Below are 22,212 nucleotides of genomic sequence, written 5' to 3' on the forward strand. Positions count from 1 at the left end.
GTTGCTATTATAAAAAGTCCCCGCACGATGGCGAGGACTTTGTCAGCAGTCTGAAGCGCACCTTTGGGTGCGCTTTTTTGTATTTGAGTGTGGTGCATTTCACAGACTGAATAATCGATCAGAGGATATCGTCTGGGCGGACACTCCCCCAGCTTCTGCACTTGGGGCACTGCCAGAGTGGGCTATGCTGGCTTTTGAAGCCGCAGCTGACGCATCGTGATTGATGCTGCTTGCTTTCAAAGCGAGCCAGCTGCTGTTCCAGTTGATGCAATCTTGGTTTTAGTGGAACGCTGTTTTTCTGCTCCAGTATGAGGTTGACCTGAAGGGCTGCAACGAAGGGCGATGAGCTTTTCTGTCGTGCAGAATAGGCTTCAAGGTACTCTAACGCTGAGTGACTGTCATAACGTTGCTGGATCAGTTCTGTCTTTAGGCTAAGTGCTGTTTGTGACGGGAATTGCTCCAGGGCTTCATCCAGAATGGGGCTCAGATCTTTATCGGTCATAATCTGTCGCAGTTCAGGAAGAATCAGAGAGTAATAGCGCTTGTCCTGTTCGGGAATGCGTAGCAGAAGCGAGCGGCCTTTACGGATATTATTGCTTTTGAGTTCCATACTGGCTGTTGACCAGTTTGCCCGGATGCAGTTGGGGTCGTTGTAAAGTGCTTGCTTCAGATATTTTCTGGCTTGCGTGGTTTCTTGCCGGTTAAGCAGGGTTTCTGCCAGTTCACAATAATAGTGAGCAATCGCTTTTCGTTGTTCGGGGAGGTCCCTCAACAGACGGTTATTGCTGATCTCGATGGCTTTCTGCCACTCTTTTTCTTGTTCATAAATACGCAGTAGAAGTTTCAGTACCTGTAGGCGAACTTCATCAGATTGGGCTTCAGTGATTTCAAGCAGAAGGCGCTCAGCGCGGTCAAAGAGCCCTGCGGCAAAAAAATCCCGTGCCAGCTCCAGTTGAACCTGTTGCGTAAGGGATTTGCTGAGGGTTGGACGAGCAAAAAGGTTCTGATGCAGACGAATGGCCTTTTCTGTTTCGCCCTTGCTACGAAACAGGTTGCCCATGGCGATATGCGTATCAACAGTCTCGGGATTGATTTCGAGAACCCGCATAAAAGTTTCGATTGCCTGATCCTGTTGATCGTTTAACAGATAGGTTAGTCCGGTGAAGTAGTCTTTATTCAGGCTGTTTTCTGACAGGGAAGCCGTGGCCCCTCGGTTTTTATTTTTGGCTTTGTAACCAAGAAAAAAACCGATTGCTATCGCTGTAACCAGTGTTACCAGCAACAGCACTTCATTCATTCTGTGTATCCTTAAGGCCGGAAATGCGCAGAGTATCCAGTTCTTTTTGAGCAACCTTAAGAGCTTTCTCACTACGCATCTGCGCTGTTTTCAGACGGACAAAGGTAGAGAGTGACAATAGCCAGCCAGTGATGAGTCCAATAACAAGGCTTCCCAGTATGAGAAGAGAGATGCTGATTTCCGGCAAACGCAGAATAAGCAGATCAATCGCGTAGGGTGTTGTATTTCGGGAAGAAAAAAGCACGCCGGTGATCAGAAGTATTAAGACCACAGCAAAGAGAATACCGCTTTTGAGCCAACGCATCTTAACTCCTGTTATCCGGTTGGGTATGGCTGGATTATGCCAGCATTCGACAGGAATCTCATTAGTGAAACAGAACAGATGTAAAGAACATGGCTTTAAGCTTCGTCGTGTTTCGGGGGCTAGCTACGAAGTCTTTTTGCCTCATCAACCTGTTCACGCAGCTCTTTGCCCGGTTTAAAGTGGGGGACAAATTTACCTGTTAGATCAACGGCTTCGCCCGTTTTGGGATTACGGCCAGTGCGTGGTTCACGGTAGTGCAGCGAGAAGCTGCCAAAGCCCCGAATTTCAACCCGGCCACCTGTAGCAAGAGTATCTGTTATCTGTTCCAGAAGAATCCGCACAGCAGATTCGACTTCCTTAGCTGATAACTCCGGCTGTTTTAATGTGATCTGTTCAATTAGCTCTGATTTCGTCATTGTCTGTTTCCTGCATTTTGGATCGTTATTCTTCTGGAGCATTGTTATTCAGATAAGCGACATTATTATCGGCCACTTATGGAAAAATAAAATAGGGATAATCCTGTATTAAACAAAAGGTTAGTGAAAAATCAATGGGTAAAAGCAGTTTTTTGCTTTTGATCATTGCTCAACGCTATCTGGGGTATGCAGAACAAGCGCGGTATACTGGCGATAATTGCCCTGTTTGCTAAATGGGCTGTCTGATAAGTTTTAGGTGTGACAATGAGTATCGAAGAAGAAGTGAAGCGTTTGCAGTGGCAGAGTCGGCGTGGCATGTGGGAGTTGGATCTTATGCTGGTGCCTTTCGTGCGGGATTGTTTTCGGGATTTGGACGAAGCGGATCGCACGCGCTATGAAAAGCTATTGGAGTGCGAGGATCAGGATCTGTTTGTCTGGCTGATGCAGCGTGATCTTCCGGAAGAATCTGAACATCGTCTGATTTTGCAGAAGATTATCGCTTATGCTGAACACGGCGACCTGTCTAACTTTAAGAGCCTCTAAAGGGCTGCGTGGCTGGCTGATTGCGAGCCACGCCCTTCCTCTGATTTTACTTTGCCTTCATCGCCCTGAGCCTTTGAGCTTTCTTTTTACAATCCCGGCTGTACTACTCTGGTGGCAATCCTCACGAGCCTTGGGCTTATTCAATCGGCCCAACGATATCGTGATAATCTGTTCCGATAGTGAAACATGGCTGTTGACGTTACGTTCCGGTGAACGTTATCCGATGGATTTGTATTATGCTTCCGGTTTTTACAGTTTTTGGCAGTTTCTGATTTTTAAGGATGAGAAAGGCCGGCTATATCGCTTGTTCGTTGCCCGGGATAGCATGGACCGTGAGAGTTTTCGACGACTAAGGGTTTTACTTCGATTCAGAAAGAAAAATGCCGGCTTCAGGTTCTGAAGGCGGCATTTTTTGTTCAGCGAGGCGCCGTCATGGGATGAGGTGGAATAGCGTTGTTACCACTGGTCTGGCGTCAGGAAGGTATTGCGGGGTTCTGTGCTGAGCTTGGGATAATCCAGTGTGTAATGCAGGCCGCGACTCTCTTTTCGCATCAGCGCCGAGCGGATAATCAGATCGGCGACTACTGAAAGGTTACGTAGCTCGATCAGATCTCCGGAGATCTTGTAGTTGGAATAGTACTCAGAGATCTCGTTGTTCAGCATATCGATTCGGTGCTTGGCACGCTGTAGGCGCTTATTGGTCCGCACGATGCCTACGTAATCCCACATAAAGCGGCGTAGCTCATCCCAATTGTGAGCAATAACCACATCTTCATCCGAGTCTGTTACCTGGCTCTCATCCCAGTCGGGGACATAAGGTGGTTCAGGCACGCTATTCAGTTTGCTGAGAATATCCTGTGCCGCTGATTCGGCATAAACCAGACATTCGAGCAGCGAGTTGCTGGCCATGCGGTTGGCGCCATGAAGACCTGTGAAGCTTGCCTCGCCAATGGCGTAAAGATTAGGTGTATCTGTGCGGCCTTTGGTGTCCACAACGATACCGCCACAGGTGTAATGTGCTGCGGGAACAACAGGGATCGGGTCTTTGGTGATATCGATACCGTATTCCAGGCAGCGTTCATATACCGTCGGGAAGTGGCCCTTAATAAAGTCTGCGGGTTTATGGCTGATATCCAGATAGACACAGTCACTGCCCAGTCGCTTCATTTCATGGTCGATCGCTCGGGCGACTACATCCCTTGGGGCCAGTTCCTGACGCTCATCAAAGTGATGCATAAAGCGTTTGCCATCGGGCAGCAGGAGATGAGCCCCCTCACCGCGAAGTGCTTCGGTAATCAGAAAAGACTTCGCCTGAGGGTGGTAAAGACAGGTGGGATGGAACTGATTGAATTCCATATTGGCAACACGACAACCCGCACGCCAGGCCATAGCGATACCATCACCGGAAGAACCGTCCGGATTGCTGGTATAGAGATAAACCTTGCTGGCACCGCCGGTTGCCAGAATCACAAAGCGGGCTTTGAAGACATCCACGTGCTCGGTTTGACAGTTGAGTACATAGGCTCCAACGCAGCCATGCCCCTCGGCATCCAGTTTACGTCGGGTGATCAGGTCCACTGCCATACGGTTGGTATAAATCTGAATGCTCTTGTTTCGCAGTGCCTGAGCAATCAGAGTATCGGAAACCGCAAGGCCGGTAGCATCAGCAGCGTGAATGATTCGGCGATGGCTGTGCCCGCCCTCGCGAGTCAGGTGATAAGGCTGGTCGCTGTCGCTTTCATCGTTGGGGGTAAAGGGAACGCCCTGGCTGATCAGCCAGTCGATACTCTTTTTACTGTTTTCAACCGTAAAGCGAACGGCTTCTTCATCACACAGGTCAGCCCCTGCAATCAGGGTGTCCTGTACATGAGATTCCACACTGTCGTCAGTATCCAGTACCGCAGCGATACCGCCCTGTGCCCACCGGGTTGAGCCGTCATCCAGAGTACCTTTGCTCAGCACGGCCACAGAGCAGTGATCTGCCAGTTGTAAGGCTAAAGACAAACCGGCAGCACCGCTACCGACGATAAGAACATCATGCTGAAAAACCTGGCTCATCAAACTTGTTTCCGATGCACAAAAAAATGAATATTCCTGCAGTGACACGGTGAACCTTTGAACAGGGCGCGGGTCATAATGGCAAGATAACTTGGGCAACTGATGTTAGAGAAATTTCAGTCATCAGACAAACTTACGTTTGGTTTCATTACATTGGAAATCGTCGTTGGTCACGTTGGCTGGGAGATGAAGGTTCCCTGAGAATCTCTGGTTTTTCTTGTGTGCTGTTTATTTCTGGGGCTGATTGCTCTTCGGTTCAGCCGATGATGGAATTACGATAAACAGGAATACCGGCACAGACTAAAGCCTGTTGACGTAGCATAATAATTATCCGATACAACAGGTCATAATGAGTCATAGTGTTCAGAAAGAAACACCTTATTTTGCTTTGCGTACACGATTACTCCTTGTGCGCATTGAGGTTGAGAGATGACGAAGGAAACGGATCAGCAGCTGGTAGCGCGGGTTCAGGCGGGTGATAAGCGGGCATTTGATCTGCTGGTGCGTAAGTATCAGCACAAAATTGCTGCTTTGGTCAGCCGTTATATTAAGGATTCTCATGAAGTGCTGGATGTTACTCAGGAGGCTTTTATTAAAGCGTACCGAGCGATAGGCAACTTCCGTTCAGAGAGTGCTTTTTATACCTGGCTTTACCGTATTGCTATCAATACTGCAAAGAATTATCTGGTATCCCGCGGCCGAAGGCCTCCCGGAACTGATATCGATTATGACGATGCTGAAGTGCTCAATAACGACGGTCGTCTGAACGATAACGCTTCACCGGACAAACGTCTGGAACGGGATGAGCTGGAAGCGACGGTTTACAAAGCGATAAACAACTTACCTGATGAGTTGCGTACCGCTATTACGCTACGGGAAATGGATGGCATGAGCTATGAAGATATTGCTCAGGTTATGCAGTGCCCGGTGGGGACAGTCCGTTCACGTATTTTCCGTGCCCGTGAGGCAGTGGATCGTGAAATTAAGCGACTGTTTGAGCCTGAGCTGGCGGCTCAGTAATTTTCACCCTGTTCTGCAGGGTAAGTAAGAACCGAGGTTAGCTATGAGTGATAATATTCACCAGTCGCTTTCACATCTGATGGACAACGAAGCTGATGAGCTGGAGTTGCGCCGTATTCTAAAAGCCTGCGATGAAACTGATGGCGAACAACTGGCAGATACCTGGCATCGGTATCATCTGGTACGCAGTGTGCTGCACAAAGAGTTTGAGCAGGAACAGTTGGTTGATATTGCCGACCGTATCTCTGTTGCTCTTGAAGCTGAGCCGGAACCGGCCCGACGCAGGAAGCTGTTTGATAACTGGCGCGAACGGGCATCGAAAATGTCCGATACTTGGATGGCTAAGGGCGCGATTGCTGCATCCGTTGCCGCTGCAGTTGTCCTGCTGATGCCGAATCCGCAGCAGGATCTGCCGATTGCCCAACAGGTAGCAACGCAATCTTCTGCGTATCAGCAAACATTACCCGCACGGGGTTTGCAGCAGAGTCCAATTGGAGTACAGCGTGTCAGTGCTGGCGCTGAGTCGGCTCAGGTCCCCTACCGTTTGGTTGATAATCAGAAGCTACGTCAGGAACGCCTGATTCGTGGATATCTGATGCAGCACTCGGAATATGTGGCCACCAATGGTACTCACGGCATGATGCCGATTGTCCGCGTATCGGGTTATCAGGCTGCGGGTCAATAAGCGTTCAGAACCGGAGTGGAAGTGCTACAGCATAACCTGTTATCCGGTTCAGACAGGTAGTGATTCATGATCAGAAAATTTATACCTACAATAAGCCTTCTGGGCGTACTGTTGGTGTCTCAGGCGGCTAAAGCAGCCGAAACGGCAGATCAGTGGTTGCAGCGTTTTACTGATGCTATGCATAACTATGAATACAGTGGTGTGCTTGTTTATTCCAGAGAAGGTCAGTTGGATGCGGTTGAGCTCAGTCATGATGTTAATGAGCAGGGTGAGCAATCACGGCTCAGTTATCTGGATGGCTTGCCACGGGAGTTTCTTCAGCAGGGAGGGCGTATAACGCGCAAGATCTCCGGTGAAGTCGTAGCCAGTGAGCGTATTCAGGGACGCAACCCATTTGGGCGTTTTTCAGGCGCTCTTGAGCGGGTTAAAGAGCATTACCAGTTGCAGTTGAAAGGTCAGGGGCGTGTCGTTGGTCGTCCTGCAGTGATTGTTGAAATTGTTCCCAGGGATAATCAGCGCTTGGGGTATCGACTGTGGCTTGATAAAGAATCGGCTCTTCTGCTGAAATCTGTGACGCTGGACCCTTTGGCTCGTGAGCTTGAAACGTTTCAGTTCACCTCATTTTCCTTCACGGCTAAAGCAGAACAATCTGCTGCCGGGGCTTCGGAAGAGTCGCCTCTGAAGAGTTCGCAGGACGTACTACCTTGGCTACCGGATGGCTTTGAACTCTTTATGCAAAAGCAGGCTGTTGTGGTTTCTGATAACCATCTGGCCAATATGTACTCCTGGTCTGACGGAGTCAGCACTTTCTCTGTCTTTGTTGAACCGTTGCGGGCCGATTCTCTGAAAGAGGGGCATCACCAGTACGGTGCTACTGTGGTTGTGGTGCGTAGCATCCATGAACAGAACCAGGGACGCATGATTACGGTTGTTGGAGAGATTCCTCTGCATACTGCTCAGAAGATCGCCGCAGCCTTCTGATTTTGCTGAATCTCAGTGATGGATTCAGTGGTTTGTTGCCAGGGATGGGTCGTTTAAGCTTGGGCTATTACGGATAACCCATTGAAAAGGTTCAGCCATGCTGGAAGAGCAAGCAGTTGTTGTTGAAGTCGCACCCGGAGAAGTTTGGGTTGAAACCTGCCGCCAGAGTGCTTGTCAAAGTTGTTCTGCCAAAAGTAGTTGTGGCCACTCTCTATTGAGCAAAATAAGTAGCGGCAAAACTCAGCGACTACAGGTGAATACTGACAAAGTGCTTCAGGTTGGTGATCAGGTTGTTCTGGGGCTTGATGAAGGTGCTTTTCTCCGCGGGTCCGCCCTGCTTTATCTGTTGCCTCTTGTGGCATTGATGATTGGAGCGTTGGCGGGTGAAGCTGTGTTTGGTCAGGATTCTCTGATGAGTTTCGTTTTGGCTGCAGCAGGGCTTCTGGCAGGTTTTGGATATGTGCGCTGGTACAGCTGGCGTCACAGGCAGGATGCCCAGTATCAGCCAGTGGTACTGCGTAAGTTGTCCCAAACTGGCGATATTCCCTTGATGAATCAATAGATACACCTTACTTAGAAAACAAAAGCATAGGCATTAGCCTTGTTAGCGTTTTTCCCTGTCTTAATTATCTGTTGGCTGTGTATGTGGATAGTTGAGGTGTTCAGGTCGGAATCTATGTTGATTTCCGTCGCGGACGAGCCAATATTATCCTCATATTCAGACACTTCTGTTCAGGAGAGTTTGATGAAAAATATAGGCAAAGTTCTTGTGTCCCTGACCTGGATGCTGGGCTGGTTGCTTTTTGCCAGTAAAGTACAGGCATACAATCTTCCGGATTTCACTGATCTTGTAGAAGATGCCGCTCCGGCGGTGGTGAATATAAGTACGATCAAAACCCGTTCCGACAACCATCCACCAATTGCTGGTATGGATCAGGAGGATCTGCCGGAGATTTTTCGTCATTTCTTTGGCCGTCGCGGTAACCCCCAGGAACAGCCTCAACAGTCACTGGGTTCCGGTTTTATTATTTCCGATGATGGTTATATTCTGACCAACAATCATGTCGTTGAAGGCGCAGATCAGATTGTTGTCCGGCTGTCAGACCGTCGTGAGATGGAGGCGACGGTGGTTGGTCTGGATAAGCGAACGGATCTGGCGCTTCTTAAAATTGATGGATCTTCATTACCCGTGGTTGAATTGGGCGATTCCTCGACACTGAAGGCCGGTGAGTGGGTGCTGGCCATTGGCTCTCCGTTTGGTTTTGATCACTCCGTAACGGCAGGTATTGTCAGTGCAGTGAACCGCTCTCTGCCGAACGAAAACTATGTGCCTTTCATCCAAACTGACGTCGCGATCAATCCAGGTAATTCTGGTGGCCCGCTGTTCAACCTGGAGGGTGAGGTAATCGGTATTAACTCTCAGATCTATACCCGATCCGGCGGCTTTATGGGACTGTCTTTTGCCATTCCTATTGATGTCGCTATGAATGTAGCCGACCAGTTGAAAGAAAAAGGGCGTGTTGCCCGGGGTTGGTTAGGTGTTGTTATTCAGGAAGTGAATCGTGATCTGGCTGAGTCCTTTGGCCTAAGAAAGCCGATGGGGGCGCTGGTAGTTCAGGTTGCGCCAGATGGTCCGGCAGGCAAGGGGGGGATTCAGGAGGGGGATATCATCCTGGAATTTGAAGGGCAGTCAATTCATCGTTCCGGAGAGTTACCACCACTGGTTGGTCAGGTCCGTCCCGGTGATAAAGCCAAAGTTCAGGTACTGCGCGATGGTTCACGTAAGTTGCTGAATATTACAATTGAGGAGCTGCCGGATCAGCGGGGGCAGCGTCGTACGCAGCAGGAGCAGCCAGCAGACCGTTTGGGTCTGAAGGTTGCAGAGCTGAATTCTGAGATGAAGCAGCGCTGGGGTGTTGATGAAGGTGTGGTGATTATGGATATTGAACCGGGTAGTGCCTCTCGCTCCGGTTTCCGCGAAGGCGATGTCATCACTATGATGGGGAATCGTCAAATCAATAATCTGAAGGATTACCGCAAAGCTGTTGAGCTATTGAAAAAAGGGCAGTCTGTACCTGTGCGCGTTGTTCGTCGCGGAGAGCCCGCTTTTGTTCCTCTTAAGGTTGAATAAGCCTTAGTTCACAATCTTTGGGCAGTCGGGAGATGCTGGTTTCCCGACTGCTTACGTTATGTGATCGTTTCAGGCTTTAATCCCTTTTTTTATGCCGACTCATTTCAGAAATCTGAACGGTCACACCTCTCTGGGCATGGCGTATGCAAAGGGAATCATGTAGACTTCGGTGCTAATTTTTCCGGGGCTTTTTACATTTTTCGGGATTGATGGTCATACCTGTTCAGGCCAACCCCAAGCCCCGACTGAATAGAACCATTCATATTCGTCAGCAGATGACCTTTCTTTGGTGAAAATATACTGTGAGTCGCTTAAGTCACATCCGTAACTTCTCTATTATTGCCCATATCGATCATGGCAAATCCACTCTGGCAGACCGCTTTATTCAGACCTGTGAAGGCCTGACCGAGCGTGAAATGGCTGCTCAGGTTCTGGACTCCATGGATATTGAGCGTGAGCGCGGTATTACTATTAAGGCGCAAAGTGTAACTCTTAACTACACCGCCAAAGACGGTAATACCTACCAGCTGAACTTCATTGATACTCCCGGACACGTGGATTTTTCCTACGAAGTTTCCCGTTCTCTGGCGGCCTGTGAAGGTGCTCTGCTGGTCGTAGATGCGGCACAGGGTGTTGAAGCCCAATCGGTTGCTAACTGCTATACCGCTATCGAACAGGATCTGGAAGTGGTTCCCGTTCTGAACAAAATGGATCTGCCTCAAGCGGAACCTGACCGGGTTGCGCAGGAGATTGAAGATATTATCGGTATTGATGCGACTGAGGCGGTACGTTGCAGTGCCAAGTCCGGTCTGGGTATTGATGATGTTCTGGAAGATCTGGTTGCCCGTATTCCACCGCCGGAAGGTGATCCGGATGGCGATTTGCAGGCACTGATTATCGATTCCTGGTTTGATAACTACCTTGGCGTAGTTTCCCTGATCCGTGTGGTTGAAGGTACGGTTCGCAAGGGCGATAAGATCATCATGAAATCCACCGGTAAAGCCTGGGGCGTTGATGCCGTGGGTATCTTCACGCCGAAGCGTACACCAACCGGTATTCTGAAAGCCGGTGAAGTGGGCTATCTGGTTGCCGGTATTAAAGATATTCACGGTGCGCCGGTCGGTGACACAATCACATCAGCGAAAACCCCTGATGTGGCGATGCTGCCGGGTTTCCAGAAAGTAAAACCTCAGGTTTATGCGGGCCTGTTCCCGGTAAGCTCTGATGATTACGAAGATTTCCGTGATGCACTGGAGAAGCTGACGCTCAACGATGCTTCCTTGTTCTACGAACCGGAAAACAGTGAAGCGTTAGGTTTTGGTTTCCGTTGTGGCTTCCTGGGTATGCTGCACATGGAGATTATCCAGGAGCGTCTGGAGCGTGAATACGACCTGGATCTGATCACTACGGCACCCACGGTAATTTTTGAAGTCCTGTTAAAAAATGGTGACGTGATTCATGTCGACAGTCCGGCTAAACTGCCTGATCCGGCCGGCATTGAAGAGATGCGTGAGCCGATCGCCCGCGTGAATATTCTGGTTCCTCAGGATATGCTGGGTGGCGTGATTTCTCTTTGTGTTGAGAAGCGCGGTGTGCAGATCGATATGCAGTTTATGGGTAAACAGGTTCAGCTGGCGTACGATGTTCCGATGAATGAAGTGGTTCTGGACTTCTTTGATCGCCTGAAATCTGTCAGCCGCGGTTTCGCTTCTCTGGATTACAGTTTTGATCGTTTTCAGGCTGCTGATCTGGCGCGTCTGGATATCCTGATTAATGGTGACAAAGTCGACGCGTTGGCCTGTATTGTCCATAAAGAACATATCCGCAGTCGCGGCATCGCCCTGACTGAGAAGATGAAAGAGATTATTCCGCGTCAGATGTTTGACGTTGCGATTCAGGCTGCAATGGGTAACCAGGTAGTTGCCCGACAGACGGTAAAAGCACTGCGCAAGAACGTAACCGCCAAATGTTATGGTGGTGATGTAAGTCGTAAGAAAAAGCTTCTGCAGAAGCAGAAAGAAGGTAAAAAACGGATGAAGCAGGTGGGTCGTGTGGAAATTCCGCAGGATGCCTTCCTGGCCGTTCTCAAAGTGGATAAGTAATATGGATTTTGATTTTGCATTAGTGCTGGTGATTGCGGTAGCCGTAACGGGTGTCGGCTATGCTGCTGACGTTTTCTTCTTTGCTAAGAAGCGGAAACGAGCCGTCAGTGCTTTTCTGAATCAGCCTCAGCGCTCCGCTATGGATGCAGAGGTGATTAACCAGCTGGAAACAGAACCCCTGTGGGCTGAGTACTCCCGCTCATTTTTTCCGGTACTGTTTCTGGTATTGGTCGTCCGCTCTTTTGTGGTTGAGCCGTTTCAGATCCCCAGCGGATCAATGCTGCCAACACTGAAAATCGGTGACTTTATTCTGGTGAATAAGTTCGCTTACGGTCTGCGCCTGCCGGTGAGCAATGACCGGATTGTAGAGGTCGATGATCCTGAACGTGGCGATGTGATGGTCTTCCGCTATCCTGAGGATGACAAGGTGAATTACATCAAACGGGTTATTGGCCTGCCCGGTGATCGCCTGCGCTACGAGAACAAGGTGCTCTACATCAACGGTGAGCCTGCTACTCAACAGTTTGTTGCAGCGCTGCCTGCCGGAAACCCGAACCGGAAACTGCTGCGTGAATCTCTGGGTGACATCGAGCATGAGATCTACAACAGTCTCCAGCCGGGCCAGAATATGCGTGAAGTGGTTGTACCGGAAGGTAAGTACTTTGTGATGGGGGATAACCGTGATCACAGTAACGACAGCCGCTACTGGGGCTTCGTCCCGGAAGATCATATTGTCGGTAAAGCCTTTGCAGTATGGATGCACTGGGAAGGTTGGTCCAGTATGCCCAGCTTCTCCGATGTTCGGGTAATACAGTAAACATTTAACGACCGGCCAACTGGGCCGGTTTGCCTTTTCTGATGACGGAAAAAGAACGAGTTAGAGTGAAAGCAAATCTGAACGAACTCAGTAAAAAACTGGGCTATACCTTTACCGATATTAACCAGCTCAAGCTGGCGCTTACTCACCGCAGCTTTGGTGGCAGTAACAACGAGCGTCTGGAGTTTCTGGGTGATTCTATCGTTAACTTTGTCATCGCTGAAGCCTTATATCACCGCTTCACAGAGGCCCGGGAAGGGCAGCTGAGTCGCCTGCGTGCGCGTCTGGTGAAAGGTCTGACGCTGGCTGAAGTTGCCCGCGAATTTGACTTGGGTGATTACCTGCAACTGGGCTCCGGTGAGCTGAAAAGCGGTGGTTATCGTCGTGATTCGATTCTGGCTGATGCGATGGAAGCCGTGATTGGCGCAATTTATATTGATGCCGGTATGGATGTGGTCCGTGAACGTATTCTCGACTGGTACAAAGAACGGCTGACCAAACTGAATCTGAACGATACTCAGAAAGACCCTAAGACGTTGTTGCAGGAGTTCCTGCAGTCCCGTCAACAGAGTCTTCCTAAGTATGATGTGATTTCTGTTGAGGGTGAGGCACATGACCAGACGTTTACCGTTGAATGTCATGTTGTACTGCTCAGTGACAAGACCATTGGTATCGGTAGCAGTCGTCGTAATGCGGAACAACAGGCGGCTAAAAACGCGCTGACCGCACTGGAATCCAAAAAGCAGTCTGCCAAAAAGTCGGATAGCAAGAAGTGAGTGCACCCATGAGTGATCAGACCAGCCGTTGTGGCTTTGTAGCCATTGTTGGCCGTCCTAATGTGGGCAAGTCTACCCTGATGAACCATATTCTCGGCCAGAAGCTGAGTATTACCTCCCGTCGTCCTCAGACCACACGCCATCAGGTTGTGGGTATCAAAACCGAGGATGATGTTCAGGTGGTTTATGTGGATACACCGGGGATGCACAAGCTGGAGAAAGATCGTAACAAAGCGATCAACCGCTATATGAATCAGGCGGCCAGCAGCGCACTGAAAGATGTGGATCTGGTTATTTTTATCATCGACCGCATGCGCTGGACCGACGAAGATGATGTGGTACTGCAAAAGCTTGAAGGACTGAAGTGCCCTGTGATTCTGGCGATCAACAAAATGGATCGTCTGGAAGAAAAAGAAGCTCTGCTGCCTTACATCGAAGAAGTTGCCCAGAAGCGTGACTTTGATGCCATTATTCCGATCTCTGCTCAGCACGGCCATAATCTGGAACAGCTGCAGGAGCAGGTGCGGAGCTATATGCCGGAGTCGTTCCATTATTATCCGGAAGATCAGGTAACCGACCGTACCGAGCGTTTCCTTGCCTCTGAACTGGTGCGTGAAAAGATCATGCGTCAGCTGGGTGATGAGCTGCCTTATCAGGCGACGGTCGAGATCGAAGAGTTCAGCGAAGATGACGGCATTCTGTTTATTGGTGCGTTGATTCTGGTGGAGCGTGCCGGTCAGAAACGCATCATCATCGGTGAAAAAGGCTCCCGTATTAAGCAGATTGGTCAGGAAGCCCGTATCGATATGGAGCGTGCTTTCGGTGGCAAAGTGATGCTTAACCTGTGGGTTAAAGTGAAAGGCGGTTGGTCTGATGACGAACGTGCCCTGAAAAGTCTGGGATATTCTGATCTCTGATCCACGACTTTATCCCGGATCTCATCCCTTCCTGATGGAATAACACCTGTGGCTGCCAGTGTTCATTGCCAACCGGCATACGTTCTTCACAGTCGTCCCTACAAGGAGTCCAGTGCGCTGGTCTCTTTATTGACGTTAGATTATGGACGTATTGATGGCGTAGCCCGGGGTGTTCGTCAGAAAAAAAGCCGCAACCGGGCTTTGCTGCAGCCTCTGCAACCACTGCAGCTATCCTGGCGCGGCGATGCGAGTCTGAAAACCCTGTTTGATATTGAACCCTGTGGCCAGCTTCCCCTGTTAGGTGGCCGATCTCTGAGCTGTGTGCTGTACGCTAATGAACTGCTTAACCGTCTTTTATTGCCTCAGGAGGCGGTGCCGGAATTGTTTCGTGAATACGCGTTACTGATCGCCCAGTTACAGCAGGCGGATCAGCTTGAGCCCTCTCTGCGCTGCTTTGAATGGCAGTTACTGGAAACGCTGGGTTATCCACTGATCTTCGCGGATCATAAAGGTGGTGATTTGCAGGCAGATCAGCACTATAGCTATCACTGGGAGTTCGGATTTCATCCGGTTAAGAACGGTTTCCATCCGGCCCAGAATGGTTTTCTGGGGGCGCAACTTTTAGCGCTGAAAGAGCAGGACTGGTCCACTCCCGAGGTCCTGAAAGCCGCCAAAAAACTGAGTCGTATCGCACTCCAGCCGCTATTGGGTGATAAGCCATTGCTGTCACGACAGTTATTCCAGGCCGGTATCTCTAAGCCAGCGAATGCCGGTCAGCGTCAGACCAATCTTTAGTTTTCCCCGTAGGTATAGAACATTCAGTGTCAGCCCTGATAGGCTACACCAAAACTTATTCTGTTATCTCCCTGCTGTGTCAGGTCGTTTGAGGAGTCATCATGGTTAGTGTTTCAGCATCTGTTCCGCGTTTACAACTGGGCGTTAACATCGACCACATTGCTACCCTGCGTCAGGCGCGCGGAACCCGTTATCCCGATCCGGTTCAGGCGGCTATTTTGTCAGAAGAAGCGGGTGCAGATGGTATCACCGTTCACCTGCGGGAAGACCGTCGTCATATTCAGGAGCGTGATGTTCGCCTGATCAAAGAGGTGATGCAGACCCGCATGAACCTTGAGATGGCGGTGACTGACGAGATGATCGCTTTTGCGGAAGAGATCCGTCCGGAGCATATCTGCCTGGTGCCGGAAAAGCGTGAAGAGCTGACCACCGAAGGCGGTTTGGATGTCGTTGGTCAGTTTGATCGCGTCGCCGATGCCTGCAAACGCCTGGCGGCAGTTGGGTGTGAAGTCTCTCTGTTTATCGATGCCGATCCGGCCCAGATAGAAGCGGCAGCCACTATTGCGCCTGTGATTGAGCTGCACACAGGGAGCTATGCTGATGCTGAAACGGCTGAAGAGCAGGCCGCAGAGCTGGATGTGATCAAACAAGGCGTAAAACTGGGTCTTAAACAGGGGCTGATTGTGAATGCCGGTCATGGCTTGCACTATCACAATGTTGAGCCGATTGCCGGTATTCCGGGCATCTATGAGCTGAACATCGGCCATGCCATTATCGCCCGCGCCATGTTTGTTGGCCTGAAAGAAGCGGTTGCCGAGATGAAACGCATCATGCTGGCAGCTCAGCCTAAATAAGGTTGTCGCAATGATTTTGGGAATCGGTACTGATCTGGCCGTGATTGAGCGTGTTGAAAAGGCGATCGACCGTCATGGGGAGCGTTTTGCAAAGCGTATTCTGACGGATGTCGAGTTAGCACGTTATCGTGATCACCCTCAGCCGGCAGCTTATCTGGCGAAGCGTTTTGCGGCGAAAGAAGCTACCGCTAAGGCGCTGGGGACGGGTATCGGCCCGATCAGTTGGCAGGATATGCAGGTGGGACGTACCGAAGCCGGTGCACCTGTGATGCAACTATTAGGCGCTGCAGCTGCTAAAGTGGCTCACCATAATGAGGTGGTCTGCCATCTGTCGATTACCGATGATGGTGGCCTGGCTCAGGCCTTTGTGGTGCTGGAAGCCCGCTGATTTAAGCCGTCTGCTGGTCAGTGTTATTCCTGCCCGATGCCTGTTCAGAAGCCAGTCTTATGACTGGCTTTTTCGTAGTATCTCCTGCTCTTTCTGCCAGGATTCCAGTCTGCCAAGTTCTTTGTAGAGTGTTTTCAGCGTTTCCTGCGCTGCTGTCATCTGGCGCATTTTCAGCTGAGTTTCCAGCGTTTCTGTTGTTAATGCCAGTCTCGGCACGCCACAATAACGTGTTGCTCCGTGCAGGTGGTGTACCGCGTTAATCATCTCTTCAATATCTTCGCCCCGGAAAGCGCTGTCCAAACGGTCACGTGTTGCTGGAATATCCTGCAGCAGCATCGATAGCATCTCTTCTGCCAGAGCCGGTTTGCCTCCGGCAAGGCGGATGCCCATCTCTATATCCACCACACTTTCCATGCTTTCCTCCAGCAGATGTTCATCTTCCGGCAGTGGCGGCTCGGCATCCGCTGGCATTACGCTTGGAGAGAAGCCGGTCCAATGCTGGATCAGCCCTGCCAGCTTCTCTTCGTCGATCGGTTTGGTCAGCAGGTCATTCAGCCCGGCTTCCATAAAGTTCTCTTTCTCTTCCGGAAGCGCATGGGCCGTGAGGGCGATAATGCCCAGATCCTCATAGTAAGGCGAGAGGTTTCGGATTCGGCGGGTGGTTTCCATGCCATCCATATCCGGCATCTGAATATCCATCAGAACCAGATCCGGTTTCTTTCTCAGAACCTCTTCAATTGCTTTTTTACCGCTATTGGCCTGAGTAACATTAAGACCAAATTCTTTCAGAAGTGTTGAAGCCAGCAGCAGATTAGAGGCATTGTCATCAACTACCAGAATTGTCGGGGCGGAGGCCATGTTGCTCTGCAGGTTGAAATCACCCTGATGGTTCATGGCTGGGGTGGCCGGATGAGTTGTCGCTGACCTGTCTGTTATTAACCGGGAATCCTGAGTCCGGTCTGAAACGAGCGATGCTGACTTACCGGCGAAGGCCAGATGACTTGGGTGTGACGTTAGCTGGGTTTGCTGCAGATTAAGCACGGTTTCAATGGCAGACTTCAGATCATCATGGCTGATCGGTTTTGCTTCTACATGGCTGACACCGGCGCTCATGTAGCGGGTGATAAGATCGGCGTCGTTACTGCCCAATAACACCAGAACAGGGATCTGCTCCGCTAGTTTATGGGTTAGTGCCAGGGTTGCCCTGTCATTAGCTTCCTGATGATTAAAGGCCAGAACAGCAATCTGGCTACCGGGTTGCTGTACATTAATGCCATTAAGACTGTTATGACTGGTTACCTGCAGGCCGAACTGAGTCAACTGATGGTTGAGTGCGTTCTGGTTCAGGGGATGGCTTTCCACCAGCAGAGTTTTCAGCCCATCAAAGCAGGCTTCCGGCTCAAGGTCATAGGTGTTGCTCTGAACGGGTGTTCGAATGGTAAACCAGAAGGTTGCTCCTTCGCCCAGGTCACTTTCAAGACCAATCTCACCGCCCATCAGTTCAACCAGCCGTTTACAGATCACCAGTCCCAGACCGGTTCCACCATGCTGACGATTCTGGCTGGAGTCCGCCTGAGTAAAGGGGGTGAACAGGGCCGGCTGTTTTTCCTTTGCAATACCAACACCGTTATCAGTGATCTTGAAGCAGATGACCAGCTCATTGTTTGCTTCCAGTTCGGTCATTACGCGAATGACAACATCACCGCTGTCGGTGAATTTCACGGCATTACCCAGAAGGTTGATCAGTACCTGTTTGATACGAAGGGGGTCGCTGACTAGGGTAGCGGGTACATCGTCATAGACCAGTGCCACCATCTCCAGCTGTTTACGCTGTGCTTCAGGGGCCAGTAGGGCGATCGTTTCATCCACAATCTCCCTGGGATTAAAGGGGATCGATTTGATCTCCATTTTCTGAGCTTCGATTTTAGAGAAGTCCAGAATGTCGTTGATAATTGACAGTAAGCTCTCAGATGCATTGCGGATACTGTTCAGATGAGCGCTTTGATGTGGGGTGAGTGGCGTGCGACGCAACAGGTTGCAGAATCCGACAATGCCATTCATCGGCGTGCGGATTTCGTGACTCATATTGGCGAGAAATTCAGACTTGATCCGGTTGGCCTCTTCGGCACGTTTACGGGCCAGATCCAGTTCAATACTCTGGGTTTCCATGGTAATCATGGTTTCTTCCAGCTCGGAGGTGGTCTGCTCAATGTTATCGTTCAGTTCCTGGCGTTTCTGCTTAATACTGTTGGTCAGTTGGTTAATATCATCGGCTAACCGATGATATTCCGGGCAACCCAAATGTCGGGCTTCAACCGTATAATTTCCGGCGCTCACCTGTCGGATAACATCACGGGCTTCCTGAATCGGAGCCAGAAACTGGCGGCTGATTCTCAGTGCTATAAAGAGGGTCGCAATTAACAGAATCAGTACCACCACCCAGTTCAGGATCACATCGTAGATAATGCTCAGGCGGGTTTGGCTCAGATGAACTTCAAGTTCCAGCCAACCAACGATAGCGTTCGTTTTGATCTCCATGTGCACAAACTGAGGGGCGAACAGATCTTGGGTGTTTTTATTCTGGGCAGCTTCTGTTGCCCGGTTTTTAGGAGGAAAGGGGGATAGCAGCGGCTGAATAACGCGAAGTGTGCTGTCGGAATATCGGATCAGAGGCTGAGGCTGCAGACGGTGACTGGCATTACTGACCGGATACATACTGGGGCCACCGTGAAAGATATTTTCCCGGTCTTTATTGTGTACTGAAACAGCACGGATTTCCGGTTCCTGAGACAGGGCGTCCATAATCCGGCGAACCTGCTCCCTGTCATTACGCTCCAGGGCATAAGCCAGCGGGGTACCCAGCTGACGACTTAACGACTCGGCTTTTTCCATCAGGTTTTTCTCAACCAGAGCGTAGTAGTTCAGAAAAAGGTGAGTACTTAAAACCAGTGCCGTAATAATTGCCGGAAAGGTTGCGATAAAGAGAATTTTGTTACGTAAAGGCCAGTTTTTCATCATGAATCCAGATTGATACCCGCTGCGCTTATGCTGCCGTGCCAGAAAAAACACTTTTACCATAATACCGATAAGGCTGCAGTTATAAGCAAATAGCAAAGCATTATTTTGAAAACAGTAGCGCTTGCCTCATATAAGCTGTTTCCGGCGATTGAGAACTTAGTGCCCGCTCTGTCGGGAAAAGTGGTTTAAAAATCAAACCGTCACAGGTATAAAAGGCGCAGTTGAAACAGTCGCTTTTTAACGGGTCGTTTATGGGCTGAGACAGAAAATAATTCCCTATATAAAGTAAGGGGTTAAAGCAGTAGAGCGACCGGCTTTAAAAGCCTAACTTAGAGAGATTCTATGTCTTCCGAACAAAAATCCACGGAACAGATTGCTGATACAAAGGCTCAGTTTAACGATTTTCCGACCATTGAAGCCTTTGTTGGCCAAACCCCTCTGGTGCGGTTACAGCGTCTTGTTCCGGATAACGGATCAGTGGTTCTCGCCAAATTGGAAGGCAATAACCCGGCCGGCTCGGTTAAAGACCGACCTGCGCTCAGTATGATTAATCTTGCTGAAGCCCGTGGTGATATTAAGCCTGGCGATACTCTGATCGAAGCGACCAGTGGTAATACCGGTATTGCCCTTGCGATGGCGGCAGCTATTAAAGGCTACACCATGGTTCTGATTATGCCGGACAATATGAGCGAGGAGCGAAAAGCTTCTATGGCTGCCTACGGGGCTCAGTTGATCACGGTCAGTAAAGAAGAAGGTATGGAAGCGGCTCGTGATCTGGCGCTGCAGATGCAGAAAGAGGGCAAGGGGATTGTACTGAACCAGTTCGGTAATATGGACAATCCTGAGGCACATTATCGCAGTACCGGCCCCGAGATCTGGGAGCAAACCTTCGGTAAGGTGACTCACTTTGTCAGCTCCATGGGCACCACCGGCACCATTATGGGGGTTTCCCGCTATCTGAAAGAGCAGAACCCGGATGTGCAGATTGTTGGTCTTCAGCCCAGCGAAGGAGCCAGCATTCCTGGTATTCGTCGCTGGCCGAAAGAGTACCTGCCGACCATTTTTGAAGCCGAGCGTGTGGATCAGGTTATCGATATAGATCAGGCATCGGCGGAGAGCACGATGAAAGCACTGGCTAAAGAGGAAGGTATCTTTGCAGGCGTTTCTTCCGGTGGAGCTATTGCGGGAGCGCTTCGTATTGCTGAGCAGAATCCGGGAGCCGTTGTGGTTGCTATTATTTGTGACCGGGGGGACCGCTATCTGTCTACAGGTGTGTTTAATGCCTGATCAATTTTTAATGAATCAGAGATAGAGCTTTAACAGAGAAGGGTTGTCTATACATATAAGACAGCCCTTTTTTAGTCTGTATTGGCGTGAAAGGGCGGTTTTATTTGCGTGGGATTTCGCACTATTTAGCCCTTCGGCTGGACAAGTTGAGATTAGGCGTTATCATCTGCCGCCATCCCTACGGGACTGTTGCTTTATCCAGCATTTGTTGCTGACCTGCCCCTCATCAGGCCACAAACTGTTCCGGTATTACCGTGTTAAAAAACCGCTGATATTGTGCGGAATTTTCGATTACAAGGGGGCTACGTGCCTGAGTTAGTGTCTGATCTCCTCATTGAACGCCAGGGCCATGATGGTCGGGGTATTGGCCATCACAATGGAAAAATCGTTTTTGTAGAGGGAGCACTGGCCGGGGAAAGCGTCAGCATTCGTATCGTCAAAACCCATCGTCGTTTCGATGAAGCGGTGTGTGAGACCATTCATACTCCATCTCCGGATCGTATTGAGCCTGCCTGCGAGTATTACGATAAGTGCGGTGGCTGTGGTATGCAGCATCTTTCTCTGGAGCGTCAGCGCGAGGTGAAACAGTCTGCGCTGGTGGATCAGCTGGAGCGTTTCGGTAAGCTTTCTGATATTCCGTTGCAGAGTGCTTTGGTCGATGAGCCCTGGGGCTATCGTCGCAAAGCCCGTCTGGGTGTGAAATGGAACCGTCACGGTGATCTGATTATCGGTTTCCGCGAAAAAGGTTCGTCTCATCTGGTGGCGATTCAGCACTGTGCGGTGTTGCATCCTGAACTCTCCGCGTTAATCCCCTCTCTGTATGATCGGATTCCTGAGCTGGAATCCCGAAAAACGATTGGGCACCTTGAACTGGCATACAGTGACCAGGGCTGCGCCCTTGTGGTGCGCCACCTGAAAGGTTTGTCCCATAAAGATCAGCTGATTTGGCTGAACTGGGCTGAAGAGCACAAGGTTCAGCTTTACTGGCAGAAAGATCAGGCCGATAGCTTGGTGAACGCCCGCCTTGAAAAAGGCAAGGTGATCACACTGAGTGGTGATCAGTTGCCTGTGCTCAGTTATCAATATGATGAGGTTACTTTAGCCTTTCAGCCCAATGATTTTGTGCAGGTGAATCCTGCGATCAACCGTCAGATGGTTGATCAGGCACTGGAGTGGCTACAACCAAAGGCGGATGACGTGGTGCTGGACCTGTTTGCCGGTTTTGGTAATTTCAGTTTGCCACTGGCGACAAAAGTAGCTTCTGTCACGGGTATTGAAGGTGCGTCGAATCTGGTCCAACGTGCACGGGCTAATGCTGAATTAAATGGCATAGAAAATGCTATTTTTGAAGCGGCTGACCTGAGTCAGTCATTCAAAGGCCTTTCCTGGGCCAAGACCCGTTATAATGTCGTGCTGCTGGATCCACCCCGTACTGGCGCACAGGTTATTTGTGAGCAGATGAAAGCGTTGGGGGCAAAGCGGGTACTTTATGTGTCCTGTAACCCTTCAACTCTTGCCAGAGACAGCGCTATTTTGACAGAACAGGGTTATAAACTGGTTCGGGCCGGAATTATGGATATGTTTCCGCAAACGGCTCATGTGGAATCCATGGCACTGTTTGAGCGCGGTGGTAAAAAGAAAAAGTCCTGATTTTTGCGGCATCATGCTGTATTGGCGATCATTCGTGATACAGGTTTGATACCGCTGTTTATTACGCTCTCTGTTTGTTCCCCTCTTGTTTGGATCAGGGGGATCGGGCTGGCAGAGAAGAAGAGGCTGAATCAGCAATTTTATTGTCGGGGCAACGGCAAGCCTGTTGATTC

General features: G+C 50.1%; 21 protein-coding genes. 16 read left to right on the plus strand and 5 right to left on the minus strand.

Translation table 11 applies throughout. The features are described from left to right. Window positions 1–118 precede the first annotated feature (118 nt). From AC4GL5_RS01355 to ihfB, 3 genes are all read right to left on the minus strand, one after another. Window positions 119–1,297 (minus strand): tetratricopeptide repeat protein, encoded by a 1,179-nt coding sequence (locus tag AC4GL5_RS01355; RefSeq protein WP_490380990.1) that lies wholly within the window; start codon window positions 1,295–1,297, stop codon window positions 119–121. Beyond that, entirely contained in the window at window positions 1,290–1,601 is a 312-nt protein-coding gene (locus AC4GL5_RS01360) for a lipopolysaccharide assembly protein LapA domain-containing protein (RefSeq protein ID WP_490380991.1), read from the minus strand. Before AC4GL5_RS01360 ends, AC4GL5_RS01355 begins: the two co-directional genes overlap by 8 nt. A gap of 119 nt (window positions 1,602–1,720) precedes the next feature. Further along, window positions 1,721–2,017, minus strand: coding sequence for an integration host factor subunit beta (gene ihfB, locus AC4GL5_RS01365; RefSeq protein WP_490380992.1), 297 nt, complete (start codon window positions 2,015–2,017; stop codon window positions 1,721–1,723). A gap of 264 nt (window positions 2,018–2,281) precedes the next feature. On the opposite strand from ihfB, the gene AC4GL5_RS01370 reads away from it, so the two are divergent. Together AC4GL5_RS01370 and AC4GL5_RS01375 are read left to right on the plus strand one after the other, a co-directional pair. Continuing rightward, a complete protein-coding gene (locus AC4GL5_RS01370; RefSeq protein ID WP_490380993.1) occupies window positions 2,282–2,560 on the plus strand; it encodes an FAD assembly factor SdhE in 279 nt (92 codons plus the stop codon). Then, a complete protein-coding gene (locus AC4GL5_RS01375; protein WP_490380994.1) occupies window positions 2,520–2,960 on the plus strand; it encodes a protein YgfX in 441 nt (146 codons plus the stop codon). Before AC4GL5_RS01370 ends, AC4GL5_RS01375 begins: the two co-directional genes overlap by 41 nt. A gap of 56 nt (window positions 2,961–3,016) precedes the next feature. On the opposite strand, the gene nadB is transcribed toward AC4GL5_RS01375, so the two are convergent. Continuing rightward, window positions 3,017–4,618 carry an L-aspartate oxidase gene (nadB, locus tag AC4GL5_RS01380; RefSeq protein ID WP_490380995.1) on the minus strand — a complete coding sequence of 534 codons (1,602 nt, stop codon included), beginning with the start codon at window positions 4,616–4,618 and terminating at the stop codon, window positions 3,017–3,019. A gap of 429 nt (window positions 4,619–5,047) precedes the next feature. Between nadB and rpoE the strand changes: the two genes are divergently transcribed. The 12 genes from rpoE to acpS all read left to right on the plus strand — a co-directional run bounded on the left by rpoE (window position 5,048) and on the right by acpS (window position 16,084). Next, window positions 5,048–5,638 carry an RNA polymerase sigma factor RpoE gene (rpoE, locus tag AC4GL5_RS01385; RefSeq protein ID WP_086480615.1) on the plus strand — a complete coding sequence of 197 codons (591 nt, stop codon included), beginning with the start codon at window positions 5,048–5,050 and terminating at the stop codon, window positions 5,636–5,638. Between the two features lie 43 nt (window positions 5,639–5,681). Then, complete coding sequence (locus tag AC4GL5_RS01390; protein ID WP_490380996.1) at window positions 5,682–6,323, plus strand: sigma-E factor negative regulatory protein; 642 nt, start codon at window positions 5,682–5,684, stop codon at window positions 6,321–6,323. A gap of 66 nt (window positions 6,324–6,389) precedes the next feature. Further along, complete coding sequence (locus AC4GL5_RS01395) at window positions 6,390–7,304, plus strand: MucB/RseB C-terminal domain-containing protein (protein WP_490380997.1); 915 nt, start codon at window positions 6,390–6,392, stop codon at window positions 7,302–7,304. Window positions 7,305–7,401: 97 nt separating this feature from the next. Continuing rightward, window positions 7,402–7,866 (plus strand): SoxR reducing system RseC family protein, encoded by a 465-nt coding sequence (locus AC4GL5_RS01400; RefSeq protein WP_490380998.1) that lies wholly within the window; start codon window positions 7,402–7,404, stop codon window positions 7,864–7,866. 183 nt (window positions 7,867–8,049) lie between these two features. Then, window positions 8,050–9,435: a DegQ family serine endoprotease gene (locus tag AC4GL5_RS01405; RefSeq protein ID WP_490380999.1), complete on the plus strand. Its 1,386-nt coding sequence runs from the start codon at window positions 8,050–8,052 to the stop codon at window positions 9,433–9,435. A 302-nt stretch (window positions 9,436–9,737) separates the two neighbouring features. Beyond that, complete coding sequence (gene lepA / locus AC4GL5_RS01410) at window positions 9,738–11,537, plus strand: translation elongation factor 4 (RefSeq protein WP_490381000.1); 1,800 nt, start codon at window positions 9,738–9,740, stop codon at window positions 11,535–11,537. 1 nt (window position 11,538) lies between these two features. Beyond that, the gene (gene lepB, locus AC4GL5_RS01415) at window positions 11,539–12,354 is read left to right on the plus strand and encodes a signal peptidase I (RefSeq protein WP_490381001.1); all 816 of its coding nucleotides are present in this window, start codon (window positions 11,539–11,541) and stop codon (window positions 12,352–12,354) included. A 65-nt stretch (window positions 12,355–12,419) separates the two neighbouring features. Then, window positions 12,420–13,130 carry a ribonuclease III gene (gene rnc, locus AC4GL5_RS01420; protein WP_490381002.1) on the plus strand — a complete coding sequence of 237 codons (711 nt, stop codon included), beginning with the start codon at window positions 12,420–12,422 and terminating at the stop codon, window positions 13,128–13,130. Between the two features lie 8 nt (window positions 13,131–13,138). Beyond that, window positions 13,139–14,047, plus strand: coding sequence for a GTPase Era (era, locus tag AC4GL5_RS01425; RefSeq protein ID WP_490381003.1), 909 nt, complete (start codon window positions 13,139–13,141; stop codon window positions 14,045–14,047). 48 nt (window positions 14,048–14,095) lie between these two features. Further along, window positions 14,096–14,842: a DNA repair protein RecO gene (gene recO / locus AC4GL5_RS01430; protein WP_490381004.1), complete on the plus strand. Its 747-nt coding sequence runs from the start codon at window positions 14,096–14,098 to the stop codon at window positions 14,840–14,842. Between the two features lie 101 nt (window positions 14,843–14,943). Then, window positions 14,944–15,696, plus strand: coding sequence for a pyridoxine 5'-phosphate synthase (gene pdxJ / locus AC4GL5_RS01435; RefSeq protein ID WP_490381005.1), 753 nt, complete (start codon window positions 14,944–14,946; stop codon window positions 15,694–15,696). Between the two features lie 10 nt (window positions 15,697–15,706). After that, entirely contained in the window at window positions 15,707–16,084 is a 378-nt protein-coding gene (acpS, locus tag AC4GL5_RS01440; RefSeq protein WP_490381006.1) for a holo-ACP synthase, read from the plus strand. A gap of 57 nt (window positions 16,085–16,141) precedes the next feature. Here acpS and AC4GL5_RS01445 read toward each other — a convergent pair whose 3' ends face one another. Further along, a complete protein-coding gene (locus AC4GL5_RS01445; RefSeq protein WP_490381007.1) occupies window positions 16,142–19,099 on the minus strand; it encodes a response regulator in 2,958 nt (985 codons plus the stop codon). A 345-nt stretch (window positions 19,100–19,444) separates the two neighbouring features. Here AC4GL5_RS01445 and cysM point away from each other — a divergent pair, with 345 nt between their 5' ends. Beyond that, window positions 19,445–20,389, plus strand: a complete 945-nt coding sequence (cysM, locus tag AC4GL5_RS01450; protein WP_490381008.1) for a cysteine synthase CysM — start codon at window positions 19,445–19,447, stop codon at window positions 20,387–20,389. Between the two features lie 306 nt (window positions 20,390–20,695). Then, a complete protein-coding gene (gene rlmD / locus AC4GL5_RS01455) occupies window positions 20,696–22,039 on the plus strand; it encodes a 23S rRNA (uracil(1939)-C(5))-methyltransferase RlmD (RefSeq protein WP_490381009.1) in 1,344 nt (447 codons plus the stop codon). The last annotated feature ends 173 nt before the right edge of the window (window positions 22,040–22,212 follow it).

It is taken from the genome of Oceanospirillum sp., from assembly GCF_982874595.1.

Bases quoted from the DNA above. Each gene is read 5' to 3' on its own strand.
- AC4GL5_RS01355 (WP_490380990.1), bottom strand. From the start codon at position 1,297: ATGAATGAAGTGCTGTTGCTGGTAACACTGGTTACAGCGATAGCAATC.
- AC4GL5_RS01360 (WP_490380991.1), bottom strand. From the start codon at position 1,601: ATGCGTTGGCTCAAAAGCGGTATTCTCTTTGCTGTGGTCTTAATACTT.
- ihfB (WP_490380992.1), bottom strand. From the start codon at position 2,017: ATGACGAAATCAGAGCTAATTGAACAGATCACATTAAAACAGCCGGAG.
- AC4GL5_RS01370 (WP_490380993.1), top strand. From the start codon at position 2,282: ATGAGTATCGAAGAAGAAGTGAAGCGTTTGCAGTGGCAGAGTCGGCGT.
- AC4GL5_RS01375 (WP_490380994.1), top strand. From the start codon at position 2,520: ATGCTGAACACGGCGACCTGTCTAACTTTAAGAGCCTCTAAAGGGCTG.
- nadB (WP_490380995.1), bottom strand. From the start codon at position 4,618: ATGAGCCAGGTTTTTCAGCATGATGTTCTTATCGTCGGTAGCGGTGCT.
- rpoE (WP_086480615.1), top strand. From the start codon at position 5,048: ATGACGAAGGAAACGGATCAGCAGCTGGTAGCGCGGGTTCAGGCGGGT.
- AC4GL5_RS01390 (WP_490380996.1), top strand. From the start codon at position 5,682: ATGAGTGATAATATTCACCAGTCGCTTTCACATCTGATGGACAACGAA.
- AC4GL5_RS01395 (WP_490380997.1), top strand. From the start codon at position 6,390: ATGATCAGAAAATTTATACCTACAATAAGCCTTCTGGGCGTACTGTTG.
- AC4GL5_RS01400 (WP_490380998.1), top strand. From the start codon at position 7,402: ATGCTGGAAGAGCAAGCAGTTGTTGTTGAAGTCGCACCCGGAGAAGTT.
- AC4GL5_RS01405 (WP_490380999.1), top strand. From the start codon at position 8,050: ATGAAAAATATAGGCAAAGTTCTTGTGTCCCTGACCTGGATGCTGGGC.
- lepB (WP_490381001.1), top strand. From the start codon at position 11,539: ATGGATTTTGATTTTGCATTAGTGCTGGTGATTGCGGTAGCCGTAACG.
- era (WP_490381003.1), top strand. From the start codon at position 13,139: ATGAGTGATCAGACCAGCCGTTGTGGCTTTGTAGCCATTGTTGGCCGT.
- pdxJ (WP_490381005.1), top strand. From the start codon at position 14,944: ATGGTTAGTGTTTCAGCATCTGTTCCGCGTTTACAACTGGGCGTTAAC.
- acpS (WP_490381006.1), top strand. From the start codon at position 15,707: ATGATTTTGGGAATCGGTACTGATCTGGCCGTGATTGAGCGTGTTGAA.
- AC4GL5_RS01445 (WP_490381007.1), bottom strand. From the start codon at position 19,099: ATGAAAAACTGGCCTTTACGTAACAAAATTCTCTTTATCGCAACCTTT.
- cysM (WP_490381008.1), top strand. From the start codon at position 19,445: ATGTCTTCCGAACAAAAATCCACGGAACAGATTGCTGATACAAAGGCT.